Below are 16572 nucleotides of genomic sequence, written 5' to 3' on the forward strand. Positions count from 1 at the left end.
CGAGCGGATGAAGATGATTGCGGGCGCGTCTAGGCTGGGTCTGGCCGGGCGACCCGCTCGAAGCGGCCTGGGAGGGTGGTGAGCGCGTGACGAGGACAGGCCTGCTTTCCCGCCTGCTGATTTTGTTCATGGCCTTCTTCGCCCAGGCGGCGGCCGCCGCCGTGCGGATCGATCTGGACGGCGACTGGCGGTTTCGCACCGACCCGCAGGGCCAGGGCCTCGCCCAGGGCTGGGCTGGGCGGACGCCGGACGGGGCGCGCGCCGTCACCGTGCCCCACACCTGGAACCTTGGCCAGGACCAGGCCTTCGACGGCGTCGGCTGGTATTTCAAGACCGTGGTCCTGCCCGCCGACCTAGCGGGCCAGCACGTCGAGCTGAACTTCGGCGCCACCTTCTACAAGAGCCGGGTGTTCGTGAACGGCGTCGAGGCCGGCGGCCACGAGGGCGGCTTCACGGCCTATCACCTGGACGTCGGCAAGCTGCTGCGCCCGGGCGAGAATCGCATCGCCGTGGCCATCGACAACCGGCCGGGCTTTGCGACCATCCCCGGCTACGCCATGCGGCTGCAGGCCTCGGGCAATGTCTGGTACGACTGGTGGCGCAACGGCGGGATCCTGCGCGACGTCTGGCTGAGCGCCGCCGACCAGGGCCTGATCCGCCGGCAGACCATCACCCAGACGCTGGCGGCCGACCGCGCCACGGCCCTGACCCGGGTGCAGGTCGAGAACGTCGACGCCCGGGCCCATGACTACCGCCTGGCGGCCAGTCTCGAAGATCCCGACGGCCGCGTCGTGGCCCGGGCCGAGCAGGCGCTGCGGGTGGCGGCGGGCGGCGCGGCGGCGCCGGCCCTGAGCCTGGAGGTCGCCCGGCCGCAGCTGTGGAACGTCGGCGCGGCCAGGCTCTACCGGCTGTCGGTCGAACTGCGCGGCGAGGACGGCCGGCTGCTGGACCAGCGCGCCGACACCGTCGGCTTCCGCAGGATCGAGATCCGCGACCGCCGGCTCTACGTCAACGGCCAGGCCGTGCGACTGACCGGCATGACCCGCCACCAGGACTCGCCCTGGGAGGGCCAGGCCGAGAGCGCCGGCACCATCCGCCAGGACTGGAACGACCTGGCGGCGCTGCACGTCACCCTGACCCGGCCGGTGCACTATCCCCAGCCGCAGGCCGTGCTCGACGCCGCCGACCGCGACGGCATCCTGCTGATCCCCGAGATCCCGATCTGGCAGATGACCGAGGCCCAGTTGGCCGATCCGCGGCTGCTGCCCCTGGCCAAACAGATGATGGGTGAGATGATCGCCGAGGCCGGCAACCATCCCAGCGTGCTGGCCTGGAGCGTGATGAACGAGAGCGACGCCTCCAAGCCCGGCGGCCTGGCGTTCTTCCGGGCCATGAAGGCCCACATCAACGCCATCGATCCCGGCCGCTTCGTGACCTTCGCCGATTCCGACGTCTCGATCGCGCCGTGGAAGCCGGCCCAGGCCCTGCGCGAGGCCGACTTCGTGATGGCCAACGCCTATTTCGGCACCTGGAGCGGCGGGGCGGACTCGGTCGAGCCGTGGCTCGACTTCTTCGCCAAGGCCTATCCCGACAAGATGCTGGTGATCTCGGAGTTCGGCTGGCCAGGCCCGTTCTCGGCCGATCCCAAGGCCGCCGACGCGGCCCGGATCGACAACCTGCTGGGCCAGATGGCGGCGTTCGAGAAGCGCCCCTTCGTCGGCGGCGCGATCTTCTGGACCTACCAGGACTACCACTCCAACCGGAACCTCTATGCCGGGTCGGTCGACGGCTATGTCGACCACGGGGTGGTCGACGAATACCGCCAGCGCAAGCCGTCCTATGCGGCCTGGGAGCAGCGCAACCGCGCCCTCGACGCGGCGGTGGCCTGGACGGTGGGCGAGGGGGGGCTGAAGGGCTTCACCGCCAAGCTCGCGCCGCGCCCGGCCGGGGCCCTGCCGTCCTATCCGCTGACCGGCCTGAAGGTCCGCTGGACGGCCCTGGACCAGAACGGCGCGGTGGTCGGCCAGGGCGCGCCGGCCGACCTCGACCTCGCCGCGCCGACCACCGTCACGGGCGCCTGGGACAAGCCGGTCGACGGCCTTGTCCATCTGACCCTGGACGTGCTGACCTCCACCGGCGTTCGGGCCGGCGGCCAGACGGCGGACTATCGACCCTTCAAGCTCGGTTCGGCGCCGTTCCCGCCCGATCCGGCGCAGCTTCCCTCCAGCCCGGCGGTGCGTTGATGGCCAACAGCAAAGACTCCCATTCCAAGGGCCTGGACCGCCGCGCCTTCCTCGGCGCCGCGGCGGTCGGCGCGGCGGCGACGACGACCCCGGTCCTGGCCGCCGAGCCGGTCTCGCCCACCGCCCCGACCGCCAAGACCCTCAGCCCGGAGGCGATCGACCAGGCCTGGCGCAAGGCGGCCGCCAAGTTCGACGCCCCGCGCGCCGCGGTGCTCAAGCGGGCCCGGACCATGGCGACCACCGGCCCGTTCCGCCCCGACTGGCCGTCGCTGCAGACCTACCAGCCGCCGCTCTGGTACCAGGACGCCAAGTTCGGGATCTTCATCCATTGGGGGGTCTATTCGGTGCCGGCGTTCGGCGGCGAGTGGTACTCGCGGCTGATGTACCAGCAGGGCTCGAAGGAATACGAGCACCACGTCGCCACCTACGGGCCGCAGGACCGCTTCGGCTACAAGGACTTCATCCCGCAGTTCACCGCCAAGGCCTATGATCCGGCCGCCTGGGCCCGGCTCTTCAAGCAGGCCGGGGCCCGCTATGTGGTGCCGGTGGCCGAGCACCATGACGGCTATGCGATGTACGACAGCCGCCTGTCGGACTGGACGGCGGTCAAGACCGGTCCCAAGCGCGACCTGATCGGCGCTTTCGCCAAGGCCTCCCGGGCCGAGGGGCTGCATTTCGGCCTCTCCAGCCACCGGGCCGAGCATAACTGGTTCTTCGACGAAGGCCGCAAGATCGCCTCCGACGTCAATGATCCGCGCTATCTGGAGCTCTACGGCCCGGCCCAGCTGCGGCTGATGGGCAAGGACGACTCCGACCTGTTCGGCGATTTCACCGCCGTCTATCCGGCCTGGGTCGACGACTGGCTGGCGCGCACCGCCGAACTGGTCGAGCTCTATGATCCCGAGCTGATCTATTTCGACTGGTGGATCGGCAAGGCCGAGTTCCGCGCCGCCCTGCCGGCCATGCTGGCCCAGTACTACAACAGCAAGGCCGCCCAGGGCCGCCAGGCGGTGGTCAACTACAAGCTCGGCGCGATGCCGATCGGGGCGGGGGTGCTCGACATCGAGCGCGGCCAGGCGCCGGACATCCAGCCGACCTCGTGGCAGACCTGCACCTCGATCAGCGACAAGGCCTGGGGCTTCATCGAGAACGACACCTACAAGAGCCCCGTCCAGCTGATCCACCTGCTGATCGACGTGGTCTCCAAGAACGGCAACCTGCTGCTCAATGTCGGCCCGCACGCCGATGGAAGCATCCCGCCGGCCGCCCGCGACACCCTGCTGGCCATGGGCCAGTGGCTGGAGCGCAACGGCGAGGCGATCTACGGCTCGCGGGCCTGGCGGGTGTTCGGCGAGGGCCCGACCGAGATCGCCGACGGCTCGTTCCAGGAAACCAAGACCAAGCCCTACACCGCCCGGGACTTCCGCTTCACCACCCGCGACGGCCGGCTCTACGCCCTGCAGCTGAGCGAACCGGACGGTCCCGAGGCGGTGATCGCCGCGATCAAGCCGACCGACGCGGTCCGCGGCGTCACCGCCCTGAGCACCGGCCGTCCCGTGGCCTTCACCCAGACGCCCGAAGGGCTGCGCCTGGCGGTCGGCGGCCAGCCGGCCGGCCATCCCGCCTACGTCTATCGTATCGACCTCGCCTAGTTAGCTGAACAAAGGGGGCCACCATGCGCCGCACCATGACTCGAACCCTGCTCGCGCTCAGCCTGGGGCTGGCCCTCGCCGGCGGCGCCCACGCCCAGAGCAAGGCCGCCGCGCCCGCCCAGCCGGTGGCGCTGTTCTACATGATGGAGACGCCCAAATCGACGCGCTCCTTCGAGCAGAACATCGACAAGATCGGCCTGCTGGTCCCCACCTGGTACGGGGTGACCAAGGACGGCCTGGTCACCGGCGCGGCCAATCCCGGCGTGCTGGCCAAGGCCAAGGCCGCGCGGCTGCCGGTGATGCCCATCATCTCGCTGAGCGAGCGGGCCGGCCTGCACCAGCTGGTGCACGACGAGGCGGCCAAGAAGGCGATGAACGAGGCCCTGGTCCGCGAGGCCAAGGCCAACGGCTATGTCGGCTTCCACTTCGACTTCGAGAACATCAGCTATCTGGACCGCGACGCCTTCACCCTGATGGCCAAGCAGACCGCCGACGCCCTGCACGCCAACGGCTTCACCATGGGCGTGGCCGTGGTGCCCAACGCTCCCGGCCATCCGGGCAAGGGCGCCTATTCCAAGTGGATGTGGGAATACTGGCGCGGCGCCTATGACATCGAGGCCCTGGGCAAGATCGCCGACGAGGTCAGCCTGATGACCTATGACCAGCACACCCGCTGGACCCCGCCGGGCCCGGTCGGCGGCATGCCCTGGGTGATGGAGAACCTCGACTATGCGCTGAAGGTCATCCCGCCCCAGAAGCTGTCGCTGGGCATCGCCCTCTACGGCTATCGCTGGTTCGCCGACAGCCCGGTCAAGCCCGACGGGACCGAGGCCGTCAACATCACCGGCGTCTATTTCGACGCCGACGAGTCCATGCCGATGGCCCGCGAATACGGCGTCAAGGTGCAATGGGACGATGTCCAGAAGGAAAGCTGGTACGTGCTCTATCGCGACCAGATGAACGAGTGGGTGTCGATGCCCGACGCCCGCAGCTTCAAGGTCCGCTATGACGTGGTCAAACAGTACCGCCTGAACGGTTTCAGCGCCTGGGTCCTGGGTTCCGAGGATCCGGCGATCTGGAACGAACTGCCCGTCGTCAAGCGCTGAGGATCGATCCATGTCGCGACCCGCCCGCCGTCTCGCGGCCGCCAGCCTGGCGGTCCTGTCCCTGGCCCTCAGCGCCGGGGCCGCCCTGGCCGCCGCGCCGGCGCCGATCATCCCGGTCCCGGCCGAGCTGGCCCCCGGCAAGGGCGCGCTGGTGGTGCGCTCGGGGGCGGTGATCGCCACGCCGGCCGACGACGCCGCGGCCCTGTCGGCGGCCCGGCTGCTGGCTGGCCAGGTCAAGCAGACCCGGGGCCTGGACCTCGTCGCGCAGGCCGGCGGGGCGGGGGCGATCGTCCTGGTCCGCGACCCGTCGGTGACGGCGGCCGAGGGCTATGTGCTGACCGTGACGCCGAAGGGCGCGCGCATCGCCGCCAAGGACGACGCCGGCCTGCTCTACGGGGCCATGACCCTGGCCCAGCTGCTCAGCCCCGACGCGGCGTTCGGCCGGCCGGTCAAGGTTCCGGCCCTCGTCATCCGCGACCAGCCGCGCTTCGCCTGGCGGGGGATCATGGTCGACGTGGCCCGCCACTTCCAGCCGGCCGACTCGCTGAAGCCGCTGATCGACGCCATGGCCGCGCACAAGATGAACGTGCTGCACCTGCACCTGACCGACGACCAGGGCTGGCGGCTGGAGATCAAGCGCTATCCGAAGCTGACCGAGATCGGGGCCTGGCGTACGCCGCCGACGGCCGGCGAGCCGTCGTCCGGCCAGCGCTACGGCGGCTTCTACACCCAGGACCAGATCCGCGACCTGGTCGCCTACGCCCGCGAGCGTTCGGTGACCGTCGTGCCGGAGATCGACATGCCCGGCCACGCCCAGGCCGCCGTCGCCGCCTATCCGGAGGTCGGGGTGTTCGGCGACCGGCCGCCGGTCTCGGTCGACTGGGGGGTCAATCCCTATCTGTTCGACGTCGACCAGCCCAGCCTGACCTTCATCGAAGGGGTGCTGGACGAGGTGATGGCCCTGTTCCCCTCGACCTACATCCATGTCGGCGGCGACGAGGCGATCAAGGACCAGTGGCAGCGCTCGCCGGCCATCCAGGCCAAGATGCGCGAACTCGGGCTGAAGAACGAGCACGAGATGCAGAGCTGGTTCATCGACCATCTGGGCACCTACCTGGCCGCCCACGGCCGCCGGCTGATCGGCTGGGACGAGATCCTCGAGGGCGGCCTGCCGGCCTCGGCGTCGGTGATGTCGTGGCGGGGCGAGCAGGGGGCGATCGACGCCGCCAACCAGGGCCATGACGTGGTGCTGTCGCCGGCCCCGACCCTCTATCTGGACAGCCTGCAGAGCACCCGCGCCGACGAGCCGCCCGGCCGGATGTCGATCATGACCCTGAAGGACGTCTACGCTTACGAGCCGATGCCCAAGGGCATCGCCGCCGACAAGGCCGGCCATGTGCTGGGCGCCCAGGCCAACGCCTGGACCGAACTTCTGGTCACCCCGGCCCAGCTGCGCCACGCCATCTTCCCGCGCCTGGACGCGGTGTCGGAGATCACCTGGTCGCCGAAGGACAAGCGCGACTGGACGGGGTTCCTGGCCCGGCTCGATCCCCAGCGCCTGCGCTACGCCCGCCAGGGGATCGAAGCCGCCGACGGGGCCTTCGCGGTCAATTTCGCCCTCGACGGCGGCCGCGGCGCGGCCCTGCGCTCGGGCCAGGCCAGCCTCGCCCTGTCCACCCAGGCCGGCTTCGGCCAGATCCGCTACACGCTCGACGGCAAGACCCCGACCGCGCGGTCGCCGCTCTACGCCCAGCCGCTGAAGGTTCCGGTCGGCGCCACGGTCCGCGCCGCCGCCTTCACCGCCGACGGCCGGCCGACAGCCGCGCCGCGCGCCTTCGACCTGGGCCGCACGGCCCTGCTGACCCGCGGCAACGCCGAACTGACCGCCTGTCCCCAGGGCGAGCTGGGCCTGCGCGCGCCGCTGACCTCCGAGGCCACGGCCGACGCGCCGGCCTTCAACATCAACCTGTTCGACGCCTGCGCGATCTATCCGGCCGCGCCGCTGGACCAAGCCGGCGGCTTCGAGGTCAAGGTCGCGCGCCTGGCGCGCCACTACGGCCTGGCCGGCGACACCGACAAGGTCCGCTGGCACTACAACGCCACCCAGTACGGCGAGCTGATCGTCCGCACCGGCGGCTGCGAAGGGCCGGTGGCCGCGACCTTCGCCCTGCCCAACCCGGCCACGGCCGACAACCGCCTGAAGTTCCAGGCCAGCCTGCCGCCGGGGACCGGCGACTCCGACCTCTGCCTGTTGTTCACAGCGCCGCTGTCGGGGCCGTTCTACACGGTCGAGGCCCTGGCCCTGACGCCCCGCTCGCCGACCCCATGAGAGACGTGATCGCCATGCCCGTCCGTTCCGTCCTGTTCGCCCTCGCCGCCCTGGCGGTTTCGGCGACCGCCGCCGTCGCCGGTCCGGTGGAGACCCGCGGCCTCGACCAGGGCTGGAGCTTCCGGCTCGACCCCGCCGACGCGGCGGCCAAGACCCATGCGGCCGAGCTGCCATGGCGACCGGCCACCGTGCCGGGCACGGTGCAGACCGACCTGCTGGCGGCGGGCCGCATCCCCGACCCGTTCGCCGGCGCCAACGAGGCCCAACTGCAATGGATCGGCCTGGCCGACTGGCAGTACCAGCGCACGCTGGACGCCGACGCCGCCCTGCTGGCCCGCGACCATGTCGACCTGGTGTTCGAGGGCCTGGACACCTTCGCCGAGGTCTCGGTCAATGGCACGAAGCTGCTGTCGGCCGACAACCAGCACCGCCGCTGGCGCGTGCCGGTCAAGGCGGTGCTGAAGCCGGGCGCCAACCTGATCACCATCGACTTCAAGTCGCCGATCAAGAAACTGCAGCCCGACATCCTCAAGCGGCCCTATGTGCTGCCGGGGGCCTATGACTCCGCCTTCGGCGACGAGCCGCCGGCCAAGCACACCTCGACCTATGTCCGCAAGTCGCCCTATCACTACGGCTGGGACTGGGGTCCGCGCTATGTCACCGAGGGGATCTGGCGCGAGGTGCGGCTGGAGGCCTGGGACGAGGCCCGGCTCGACGGCTTCCGCATCCGCCAGGACCAGCTGAGCGCCGACAACGCCCGGCTGTCGGCCGAGTTCGAGATCGAGGCCGACGCGACCTGCAGCGTGGTGCTGAGCGTCACCCCGACCACGCCGGACGGCCAGGCCCTGCCGACGGTCAGCCAGACCGTGACCCTCGCCCCCGGCTTGAACCGCATCCCGGTCGCCGTGCCGATCGCCGCGCCCAAGCTGTGGTGGCCGGCCGGCTACGGCGCCCAGAACCTCTATCGCTTCAGCGCCGCGGTCAGCCTCGACGGCCAGACCCTGGCCACGGCCGAGCGCCGCAGCGGCCTGCGCACCGTCGAGGTGCGCCGCGAGGCCGACGCCTGGGGCAAGAGCATGGCCTTCGTGATCAACGGCGTGCCGGTGTTCGCCAAGGGGGCCAACCTGATCCCCTTCGACAGCTTCTCGCCGCGGGTCACCGACGCGCAGATGAAGGCGATCCTGCAATCGGCCCGCGACGCCAACATGAACATGCTGCGGATGTGGGGCGGCGGCCACTATCAGAGCGACGCCTTCTACGCCATGGCCGACGAGATGGGCCTGATGATCTGGCAGGACTTCATGTTCGGCGGCGCCATCCCGCCCTATGACGTGGCGTTCCGCGAGAACACCCGGGTCGAGGCCGTCGAGCAGGTCAAGCGCCTGGGCGACCATCCCAGCATCGTGCTGTGGAGCGGCAACAACGAGGTCCAGACCGGCTGGGAAAACTGGAGCGACCGCGTCGCCTTCAAGACCGCGATCTCGGCCGACGAGCGCGAACGGATCGTCATCGGTATGACCACGCTGTTCGGCCAGGTGCTGCGCGGCGCGGTGGCCGAGAACGACCCCGACACCCCGTACTGGGCGGGGTCGCCGAGCACCGACTATGACGGTCCGGCCGACCAGCTGACTGACGGCGACCGCCACTACTGGAGCGTCTGGGGCGGGTCGCTGCCGGTCGAGGAATATCTCCACGTCACCCCGCGCTTCATGTCGGAATACGGCCTGCAATCGCTGCCGGAAATGCGGACCCTGAAGGCCTTCGCCAAGCCGCAGGACCTGTCGGTCGATTCCGCCGTGATGCGGGCCCACCAGAAGTACGCCAAGGGCGAGGGCAACAGCCGGATCCTGTTCTACATCCGCCGCAACTACGGCGAGCCCAAGAGCTTCGCGGACTTCGTCTATCTGAGCCAGGTGATGCAGGCCGAGGGCATCGAGCTGGCGGCGCTGCACCACCGCTCGTCCCGGCCCCAGACTATGGGTTCGATGTACTGGCAGCTCAACGACGTCTGGCCGGGGGCCTCGTGGTCCAGCCTCGACTATTACAACCGCTGGAAGGCGCTGCACTATCACGCCCGCCGCTTCTACGCGCCAGTGGCGGTCGCGGCCGTGCATGACCAGGGCGCGACGACGATCACTCTGCTGTCGGACCGCACGACCGCCGCCCCGGTCCGCTGGCGGGTGCGGGTGATGGACGTCGACGGCAAGCTGTTGTCCGACAGCACGGCCGACGCGGTGCTCGCGCCGCTGGCGGCGACCCCGGTGGCCAGGCTGAGCGACGCCGAGCTGTTCAAGGGCGCCGACCCGGCCCGGACCCTGGCGGTGGTCGAGCTGATCGAAGGCGGCCAGGTGATCTCGCGCGGCGTGGTCACCCAGGTTCCGGCCAAGGCCATGGCCCTGCCGAATCCCGGTCTGACCGCAGCCTGGTCGAAGACCGGCGACGGCTATGCGGTGACGATCAAGGCCGCCAAGCTGGCGCGGGCCGTCTGGCTGGACTTCGGCGACCTCGACGTGAGGCTGTCGGACAACGCCTTCGACCTGCCGCCCGGCGACAGCGTCACCCTCAAGGCGACGTCCAAGGCTTCGCTCGACCAGCTGAAGCGAGCCCTGACCCTGCGCACGCTGTACGGCGCCACCACGCCGATGACGCCCTAGGAGCCGGGGGATGGTTCGATCGCGATCGCTGGCCGAGTTGGCGCGAACTCAAATCTCCGCTCATCCCGGCGAATGCCGGGACCCAGATTCATCCAGAGCGGCTCGTGGGTTTCACCTGGGTCCCGGCATTCGCCGGGATGAGCGGAAGTGGGGGGCAATTGGGACGGCGAATGCACTAGTGGCGGTCCTGGCCCTGGCCACCGCTGCTCACGCCGCCGAGCCCGTCGGGCCCGAGCTCCCGGCGGCGCTGGTCTCGCGCCTGACCCTGGAGGAGAAGGCCGCCCAGCTGCAGAGCGCCGCGCCGCCGATCCCGCGCCTGGGGATCCGCGGCTACGAGTGGTGGAGCGAGGGCCTGCACGGCCTGGCCCGCAACGGTCCCGCTACGGTGTTCCCGCAGGCCATCGGCCTGGCCGCCGCCTGGGACAAGGCCCTGATGGGCCAGGTCGGCGAGGCGGTGTCGGTCGAGGCCCGCGCCAAGTTCAACGCCGTCGGGGCCCGCGACCCGGGCCGCTATGAGGGGCTGACCATCTGGTCGCCGAACATCAACATCTATCGCGATCCGCGCTGGGGCCGCGGCCAGGAGACCTATGGCGAGGACCCGCACCTGACCGGCGCCCTGGGTGCGGCCTTCGTGCGCGGGATCCAGGGTCCCGATCCGGCCCATCCCCGCGCCATCGCCACGCCCAAGCACTTTGCGGTCCATTCCGGACCCGAGGCCGGCCGCCACGGTTTCGACGTCGACGTCTCGCCGCAGGACCTGGAAGCCACCTACCTGCCGGCCTTCCGCCAGGCGGTGGTCGAGGGCGGGGCGCGCTCGGTGATGTGCGCCTACAACGCCATCCACGGCTTCCCGGCCTGCGCCTCGCCGCTGCTGCTGGACCAGACCCTGCGCCGCGACTGGGGGTTCAAGGGCTTCGTGGTCTCCGACTGCGACGCCGTCGACGACATGACCCAGTTCCACTACTTCCGCGTCGACAACGCCGCTTCCTCGGCCGCGGCGCTGAAGGCCGGCGACGATCTCAACTGCGGCGACGCCTACGCCAAGCTGCCGGTCGCCGTGGCCCGCGGTGAGGTCGAGGAAAGCGTGCTCGACCGTTCGCTGGTGCGATTGTTCGAGGCCCGCGCCGCCTTGGGCGCGCTGCTGGCCCCCGACCCGGCGACCGATCCCTATGCCGGCCTCGGCGCCGGCGACGTCAATTCGCCCGCCCACAAGGCCCTGGCCCTGGAGGCGGCGCGCAAGTCGATCGTGCTGCTGAAGAACGCGGGCAATCGCCTGCCGCTGGCCCCGACCGCCAGGATCGCGGTGATCGGGCCCGACGCCGACGCGCTTGAGGTGCTGGAGGCCAACTACCACGGGACCGCCCTCGACCCGGTCACGCCGCTGCAGGGCCTGCGGGCCCAGTGGAGCGCGGCCAAGGTCGGCTACGCCCAGGGCTCGGCCGTCGCCGAGGGGGTGCCGATCGCCGTGCCGGAGACCGCCCTGCGCACCGGGACCGGCGCCGGCGCGGCCCAGGGCCTGACCGGGGCCTATTTCGACGACCCGGCCTTAAGCGGCGCGCCGCGGCTGACCCGCACCGACCGGGTGATCAATTTCGACTGGGACCGCGCCGCGCCCGTGCCCGGGCTCGATCCGGCCCGCTACGGCGTGCGCTGGACCGGCGTGCTGGTCCCGCCCGGCCCCGGTCAGTACGCCCTGGTCGTCGGCGTCGCCCGCTGCTTCGACTGTAAGGGCCACGACCCGGTGCGGCTGTGGGTCGACGGCAAACTGGTGGTCGATGACGACGGCTCGGGCAAGGCGGTCGAGGCGGCGCTGACCTTCGCCGACACCCGGCCGCGCCGCATCCGCCTGGAGCTGTCGCACACCGGGCAGGACCAGGGCGTGCGCCTGCAATGGCGGGCCCCGGCCGCGCCGCAGATCGCCGAGGCCGTCAAGGCCGCTCGCCAGGCCGACGTGGTCGTGGCCGTGGTCGGGCTGTCGCCGGAGGTCGAGGGCGAGGCGCTGTCGATCGCCGTGCCGGGCTTCGACGGCGGCGACCGCACCGACATCGCCCTGCCGGCCCCGCAGCGCCGCCTGCTGGAGGCCCTGGCCGCCACCGGCAAGCCGCTGGTGGTGGTGCTGACCGCCGGCGGCGCGGTCGAGCTGGACTGGGCCAAGACCCATGCCGACGCCATCCTGGCGGCCTGGTATCCGGGCCAGTCGGGCGGCGTGGCCCTCGCCGAGACCCTGGCGGGACGCAACAACCCCGCCGGCCGGCTGCCGGTGACCTTCTACCGCTCGGCCAAGGACCTGCCGCCGCTGGTCGACTACGCCATGAAGGGCCGCACCTACCGCTATTTCGAAGGCCAGCCGGTCTATCCGTTCGGCTACGGCCTCAGCTACACGCGCTTCGACTACGGCGCGCCCGGCCTGTCGGCGGCGACGCTGAAGGCCGGCCAGGACCTGGTCGTCGAGGCCGAGGTCGGCAATGTCGGCGACCGGGCCGGCGACGAGGTGGTGCAGGCCTATCTGGTCCCGCCCAGGCCGGCGGGTCCGGTCTCGCGCGGCGCGGGCGAGCGCGTCCTGCTGCGCGCCCTGGTCGGCTTCGACCGGGTGGCGCTGCAGCCGGGCGAGCGCCGCAAGGTCCGCTTCACCCTGACGCCGCGCGACCTGTCGCAGGTCGACCGCGCAGGCGTCCGGGCCGTGGTCCCTGGCCGCTACACCCTGTTCGTCGGCGGCGGCCAGCCGGGCCAGGCGCCGGGGCGCGAAGCCAGCTTCACCATCGAAGGAACCCAGGAGTTGCCGCGATGAGCCGATCCCTGTCTCGCCGCCAGGCCCTGCTGGCCGGCGCCGCGGCCGCCCTGGCCGCGCCCGCCGTCGCCGCGGCCAAGGCCGCGCCCTTCGTCTCGCGCCGTCCCCCGGCGGCCGAGCGCCGCTTCAGCAGCCCGTCGGTCGAGGCCCTGATCACCCGGGTCAAGGCCCAGATCGCCGATCCCGAGCTGGCTTGGCTGTTCGAGAACTGCTTTCCCAACACCCTCGACACCACGGTCACGCTGGGCGAGGTCGACGGCAAGCGCGACGCCTTCGTGATCACCGGCGACATCGACTGCATGTGGCTGCGGGACTCCTCGGCCCAGGTCTGGCCCTACCTGCCGCTGGCCGCGCAGGCCCCGGACCTGCAGGCCCTGTTCCGCGGCGTGATCGGCCGCCAGGCTCGCTGCATCCTGATCGACCCCTACGCCAACGCCTATATGCGCGACCCCAAGGCGCGCACGAACCTGAAGTGGTCGCAGGAGGACGTCACCGAGATGCGGCCCGGCGTCGGCGAGCGCAAGTGGGAGGTCGACAGCCTCTGCTATCCGATCCGCCTGGCCCACGGCTACTGGCGGGCGACCCGCGACCCGGTCCCGTTCGACGCCGAGTGGCGGGCGGCCATGGCCCTGGTGGTGCGGACCTTCCGCGAGCAGCAGCGCAAGACCGGCCCCGGGCCCTACAGATTCGAGCGCCCGGCCACCGCGGCGACCGAGACCCTGATGCTGGACGGCCGCGGCGCCCCGACCCGCAAGGTCGGCCTGATCCACTCGATGTTCCGCCCCTCCGACGACGCCTGCGTCTATCCGTTCCTGGTGCCGTCCAACCTGTTCGCCGCCGCCAGCCTGCGGCAGCTGTCGGAACTGGCCACCGAAGTGATGGCTGACCCGGCCTTCGCCGCCGACTGCGCCGCCTTCGCCGACGAGCTGACCACGGCCCTGAAGGCCTACGGCCAGACCCGCGACCTCGACGACGAGCCGGTCTGGGCCTACGAGGTCGACGGCTTCGGCAATGCGCTGTTCATGGACGACGCCAACGCCCCGGGCCTGTGCAGCCTGGCCTATCTGGGCTGCGTGCCGCACGACGACCCGGTGTTCCGCCGTACGGTCGAGCTGGCCTGGAGCGGGCGCAATCCGTACTTCTTCCAGGGCTCGGCGGCCGAGGGGATCGGCGGGCCGCACGCCGGCCTCGACATGATCTGGCCGATGTCGATCATCATGCGGGCGCTCAACGCCCTGGCCGACGGCGACGACGGCCGGGTGCTGGCCTGCCTGCGGACCCTGAAAGCCACCCACGCCGGCAAGGGCTTCATCCACGAGGCCTTCCACAAGGACGACCCGGCCAGGTTCACCCGCGACTGGTTCGCCTGGGCCAACACCCTGTTTGGCGAGCTGATCGTCGAGATCGCCGCCCGCCGGCCGGCCCTGCTGGCCAGACCCCTTGGAGCCAAGGCATGAGTAAGCGTACCGACGTCCTGCCCATCGACCGCCGCCGCCTGCTGGTCGGCGCCGGCCTGGCCGGCCTAGCCGCCGCCGGTCCGGCGGGCGCCAAGCCGCGCCGGTCGTTGTGCGACCACGTCGACCCGTTCATCGGCACGGGCGGCCACGGCCACACCTATCCCGGCGCGACGACGCCGTTCGGCATGGTCCAGCTCAGCCCCGACACCAGCAACAACGGCTGGGACTCCTGCTCGGGCTATCACCAGCAGGACGGCTCGATCATGGGCTTCTCGCACACCCATCTCAGCGGCACCGGCTGCGCCGACCTGCTGGACGTGCTGGTCACGCCAGCCACCGGCCCGGTGCTGCTGACCCCGGGCGAGCCGGGCCATCCGGACGACGGCTACCGCTCCCGCTACGACCGGGCGACCGAGACGGCCTCGCCCGGCTACTACCGCGTCCGCCTGACCGACACCCGCATCGACGCCGAGCTGACGGCGACCGACCGGGTCGGGGTGCACCGCTACAGTTTTCCCAAGGGCGAGGCCGGCCACCTGCTGATCGACCTGCAGCACGGCCAGAAGGATTGGTGGGAAAAGGCCCCGGCGACGCGGGTCAAGAACGCCGTCCTGCGCCTGGTCGGCGACGACACCCTGGTCGGCTCGCGCCAGGTGTTCCAGTGGGCGCCGGGACGGGTGATCCACTTCGCCCTGCAGGTGTCGCGGCCGTTCACGACCGCCCAGCTCTACGGCGACGACCAGCCGCTGGCCGCGGGCGCGCGGGAGGCCCGGGGCGAGCATCTCAAATGCGCCCTGCACTATGACGACGCCGGCGCCGCGCCGCTGGTGGTCAAGGTCGGGCTGTCGGCGGTCGACATCGACGGCGCCCTGGCCAATCTGCGGGCCGAGGTCCCCGGCTGGGACTTCGACGCCGTGCACGGCCAGGCCCGGGCGGCCTGGGAGAAGGCGCTGTCGTCGATCCGCATCGACGGCGCGTCCGACACCGATGCGACGATCTTCTATACCGGCCTCTATCACAGCTTCCTGGCGCCGACCCTGTTCAGCGACGTCGACGGCCGCTATCGCGGCATGGACCAGCAGGTCCATACGGTCGCCGAAGGCCGGCGCAACTACAGCACCTATTCGCTGTGGGACACCTATCGCGCCCTGCATCCGCTGCTGACCCTGGCCCAGCCGGAGCGGGCCGCCGACGTGGTGGCGGGGCTCGTGCCGATGGCCGAGCAGAGCCCGCGCGGCCCGTCGGTCTGGCCGCTGCAGGGGATCGAGACCGGCACCATGAACGGCTGGCATTCGGCGGTGGTGCTGGCCGAGGCCCACGCCAAGGGCGTGGCCGGCATCGACTGGGTGCGGACCTGGAAGGCGTTCCGCAAGCGGGCCTTCGACGACGACGTGCTGGGCCTGGACTGGTACAAGCGGCTGGGCTTCATCCCGGTCGACCAGGTCGAGGAAGGCGCCAGCCGCACCCTGGAATACGCCTATGACGACTGGGCCATGGCCCACCTGGCCTGGGCGGCGGGGGCCAAGGACGACGCCCGCGCCCTGCTGGAGCGGTCGCGCAACTATCGCCATCAGTTCGACGCCTCGACCACCTTCATGCGGCCGCGCAACGCCGACGGGTCCTGGGTGACGCCGTTCGAGCCGCGCGCCATCAGCCACATGGACAAGTGGCGCGACTTCACCGAGGCCAACGCCTGGCAGGCCACCTTCCTGACCCAGCACGACCTCTACGGCTACATGGCGCTGTTCGGCGGCGACAAGCCGTTCGAGGCCAAGCTCGACGGGCTGTTCACCGCCAGTTCGGAGATGCCGCCCGGCTCGCCGCCCGACATCGCCGGCCTGGTCGGCCAGTACGCCCACGGCAACGAGCCCTGCCACCACGTGGCCTATCTCTACGCCTATTGCGGCGCCCACCATAAGACCCAGGCCCAGGTGCGGATGCTGCTCAAGGGCCAGTACCAGGCCAAACCCGACGGCCTGTCCGGCAACGAGGACTGCGGCCAGATGAGCGCCTGGTACGTGATCAGCGCGCTGGGTCTCTATGCGGTCGATCCGGTCGGCGGGGCCTATGTGTTCGGCTCGCCGCTGTTTCCCAAGGCCCGGGTGGCGGTCGGCGGCGGGCGCGAGCTGGTGATCGAGGCCCGTGGCGTCGGGCCGGACCGGTTCTACATCCAGTCGGTCACCTGGAACGGCAAGCCCCACGACCAGAGCTGGATCGCCCATGCCGAACTGGCCAAGGGCGGACGGCTGGTGTTCCAGATGGGCGACAAGCCCAACCTGGCCTTTGGCACGGCCCGCCAGGCCCGGCCGCCCTCGGCGCCGCTGTTCGCGTGAGCCTCCATTG

At 71.1% G+C, this 16572-nt stretch carries 8 protein-coding genes; all 8 read left to right on the forward strand.

Annotated features, from left to right (window positions below):
• Positions 1–128 precede the first annotated feature (128 nt).
• The 8 genes from ACIPQB_RS06010 to ACIPQB_RS06045 all read left to right on the forward strand — a co-directional run bounded on the left by ACIPQB_RS06010 (position 129) and on the right by ACIPQB_RS06045 (position 16562).
• A complete protein-coding gene (locus tag ACIPQB_RS06010; RefSeq protein ID WP_446484305.1) occupies positions 129–2243 on the forward strand; it encodes a glycoside hydrolase family 2 protein in 2115 nt (704 codons plus the stop codon).
• Positions 2243–3895 (forward strand): alpha-L-fucosidase, encoded by a 1653-nt coding sequence (locus ACIPQB_RS06015; protein WP_446484306.1) that lies wholly within the window; start codon positions 2243–2245, stop codon positions 3893–3895. The genes ACIPQB_RS06010 and ACIPQB_RS06015 overlap by 1 nt, the downstream gene beginning before the upstream one ends.
• Positions 3896–3918: 23 nt before the next feature.
• Positions 3919–5001, forward strand: coding sequence for a glycosyl hydrolase family 18 protein (locus ACIPQB_RS06020; protein WP_446484307.1), 1083 nt, complete (start codon positions 3919–3921; stop codon positions 4999–5001).
• A gap of 10 nt (positions 5002–5011) precedes the next feature.
• Complete coding sequence (locus ACIPQB_RS06025; RefSeq protein ID WP_446484308.1) at positions 5012–7330, forward strand: beta-N-acetylhexosaminidase; 2319 nt, start codon at positions 5012–5014, stop codon at positions 7328–7330.
• Positions 7331–7344: 14 nt separating this feature from the next.
• Entirely contained in the window at positions 7345–9984 is a 2640-nt protein-coding gene (locus ACIPQB_RS06030) for a beta-mannosidase (protein WP_446484309.1), read from the forward strand.
• Between the two features lie 178 nt (positions 9985–10162).
• Positions 10163–12772, forward strand: coding sequence for a glycoside hydrolase family 3 C-terminal domain-containing protein (locus ACIPQB_RS06035; RefSeq protein ID WP_446484310.1), 2610 nt, complete (start codon positions 10163–10165; stop codon positions 12770–12772).
• On the forward strand, positions 12769–14229 hold the full coding sequence (locus ACIPQB_RS06040; RefSeq protein WP_446484311.1) for a glycoside hydrolase family 125 protein: 1461 nt from the start codon (positions 12769–12771) through the stop codon (positions 14227–14229). Before ACIPQB_RS06035 ends, ACIPQB_RS06040 begins: the two co-directional genes overlap by 4 nt.
• Complete coding sequence (locus ACIPQB_RS06045) at positions 14226–16562, forward strand: GH92 family glycosyl hydrolase (protein WP_446484312.1); 2337 nt, start codon at positions 14226–14228, stop codon at positions 16560–16562. The genes ACIPQB_RS06040 and ACIPQB_RS06045 overlap by 4 nt, the downstream gene beginning before the upstream one ends.
• Positions 16563–16572 lie beyond the last annotated feature (10 nt).

The organism is Caulobacter sp. LARHSG274 (assembly GCF_052871235.1).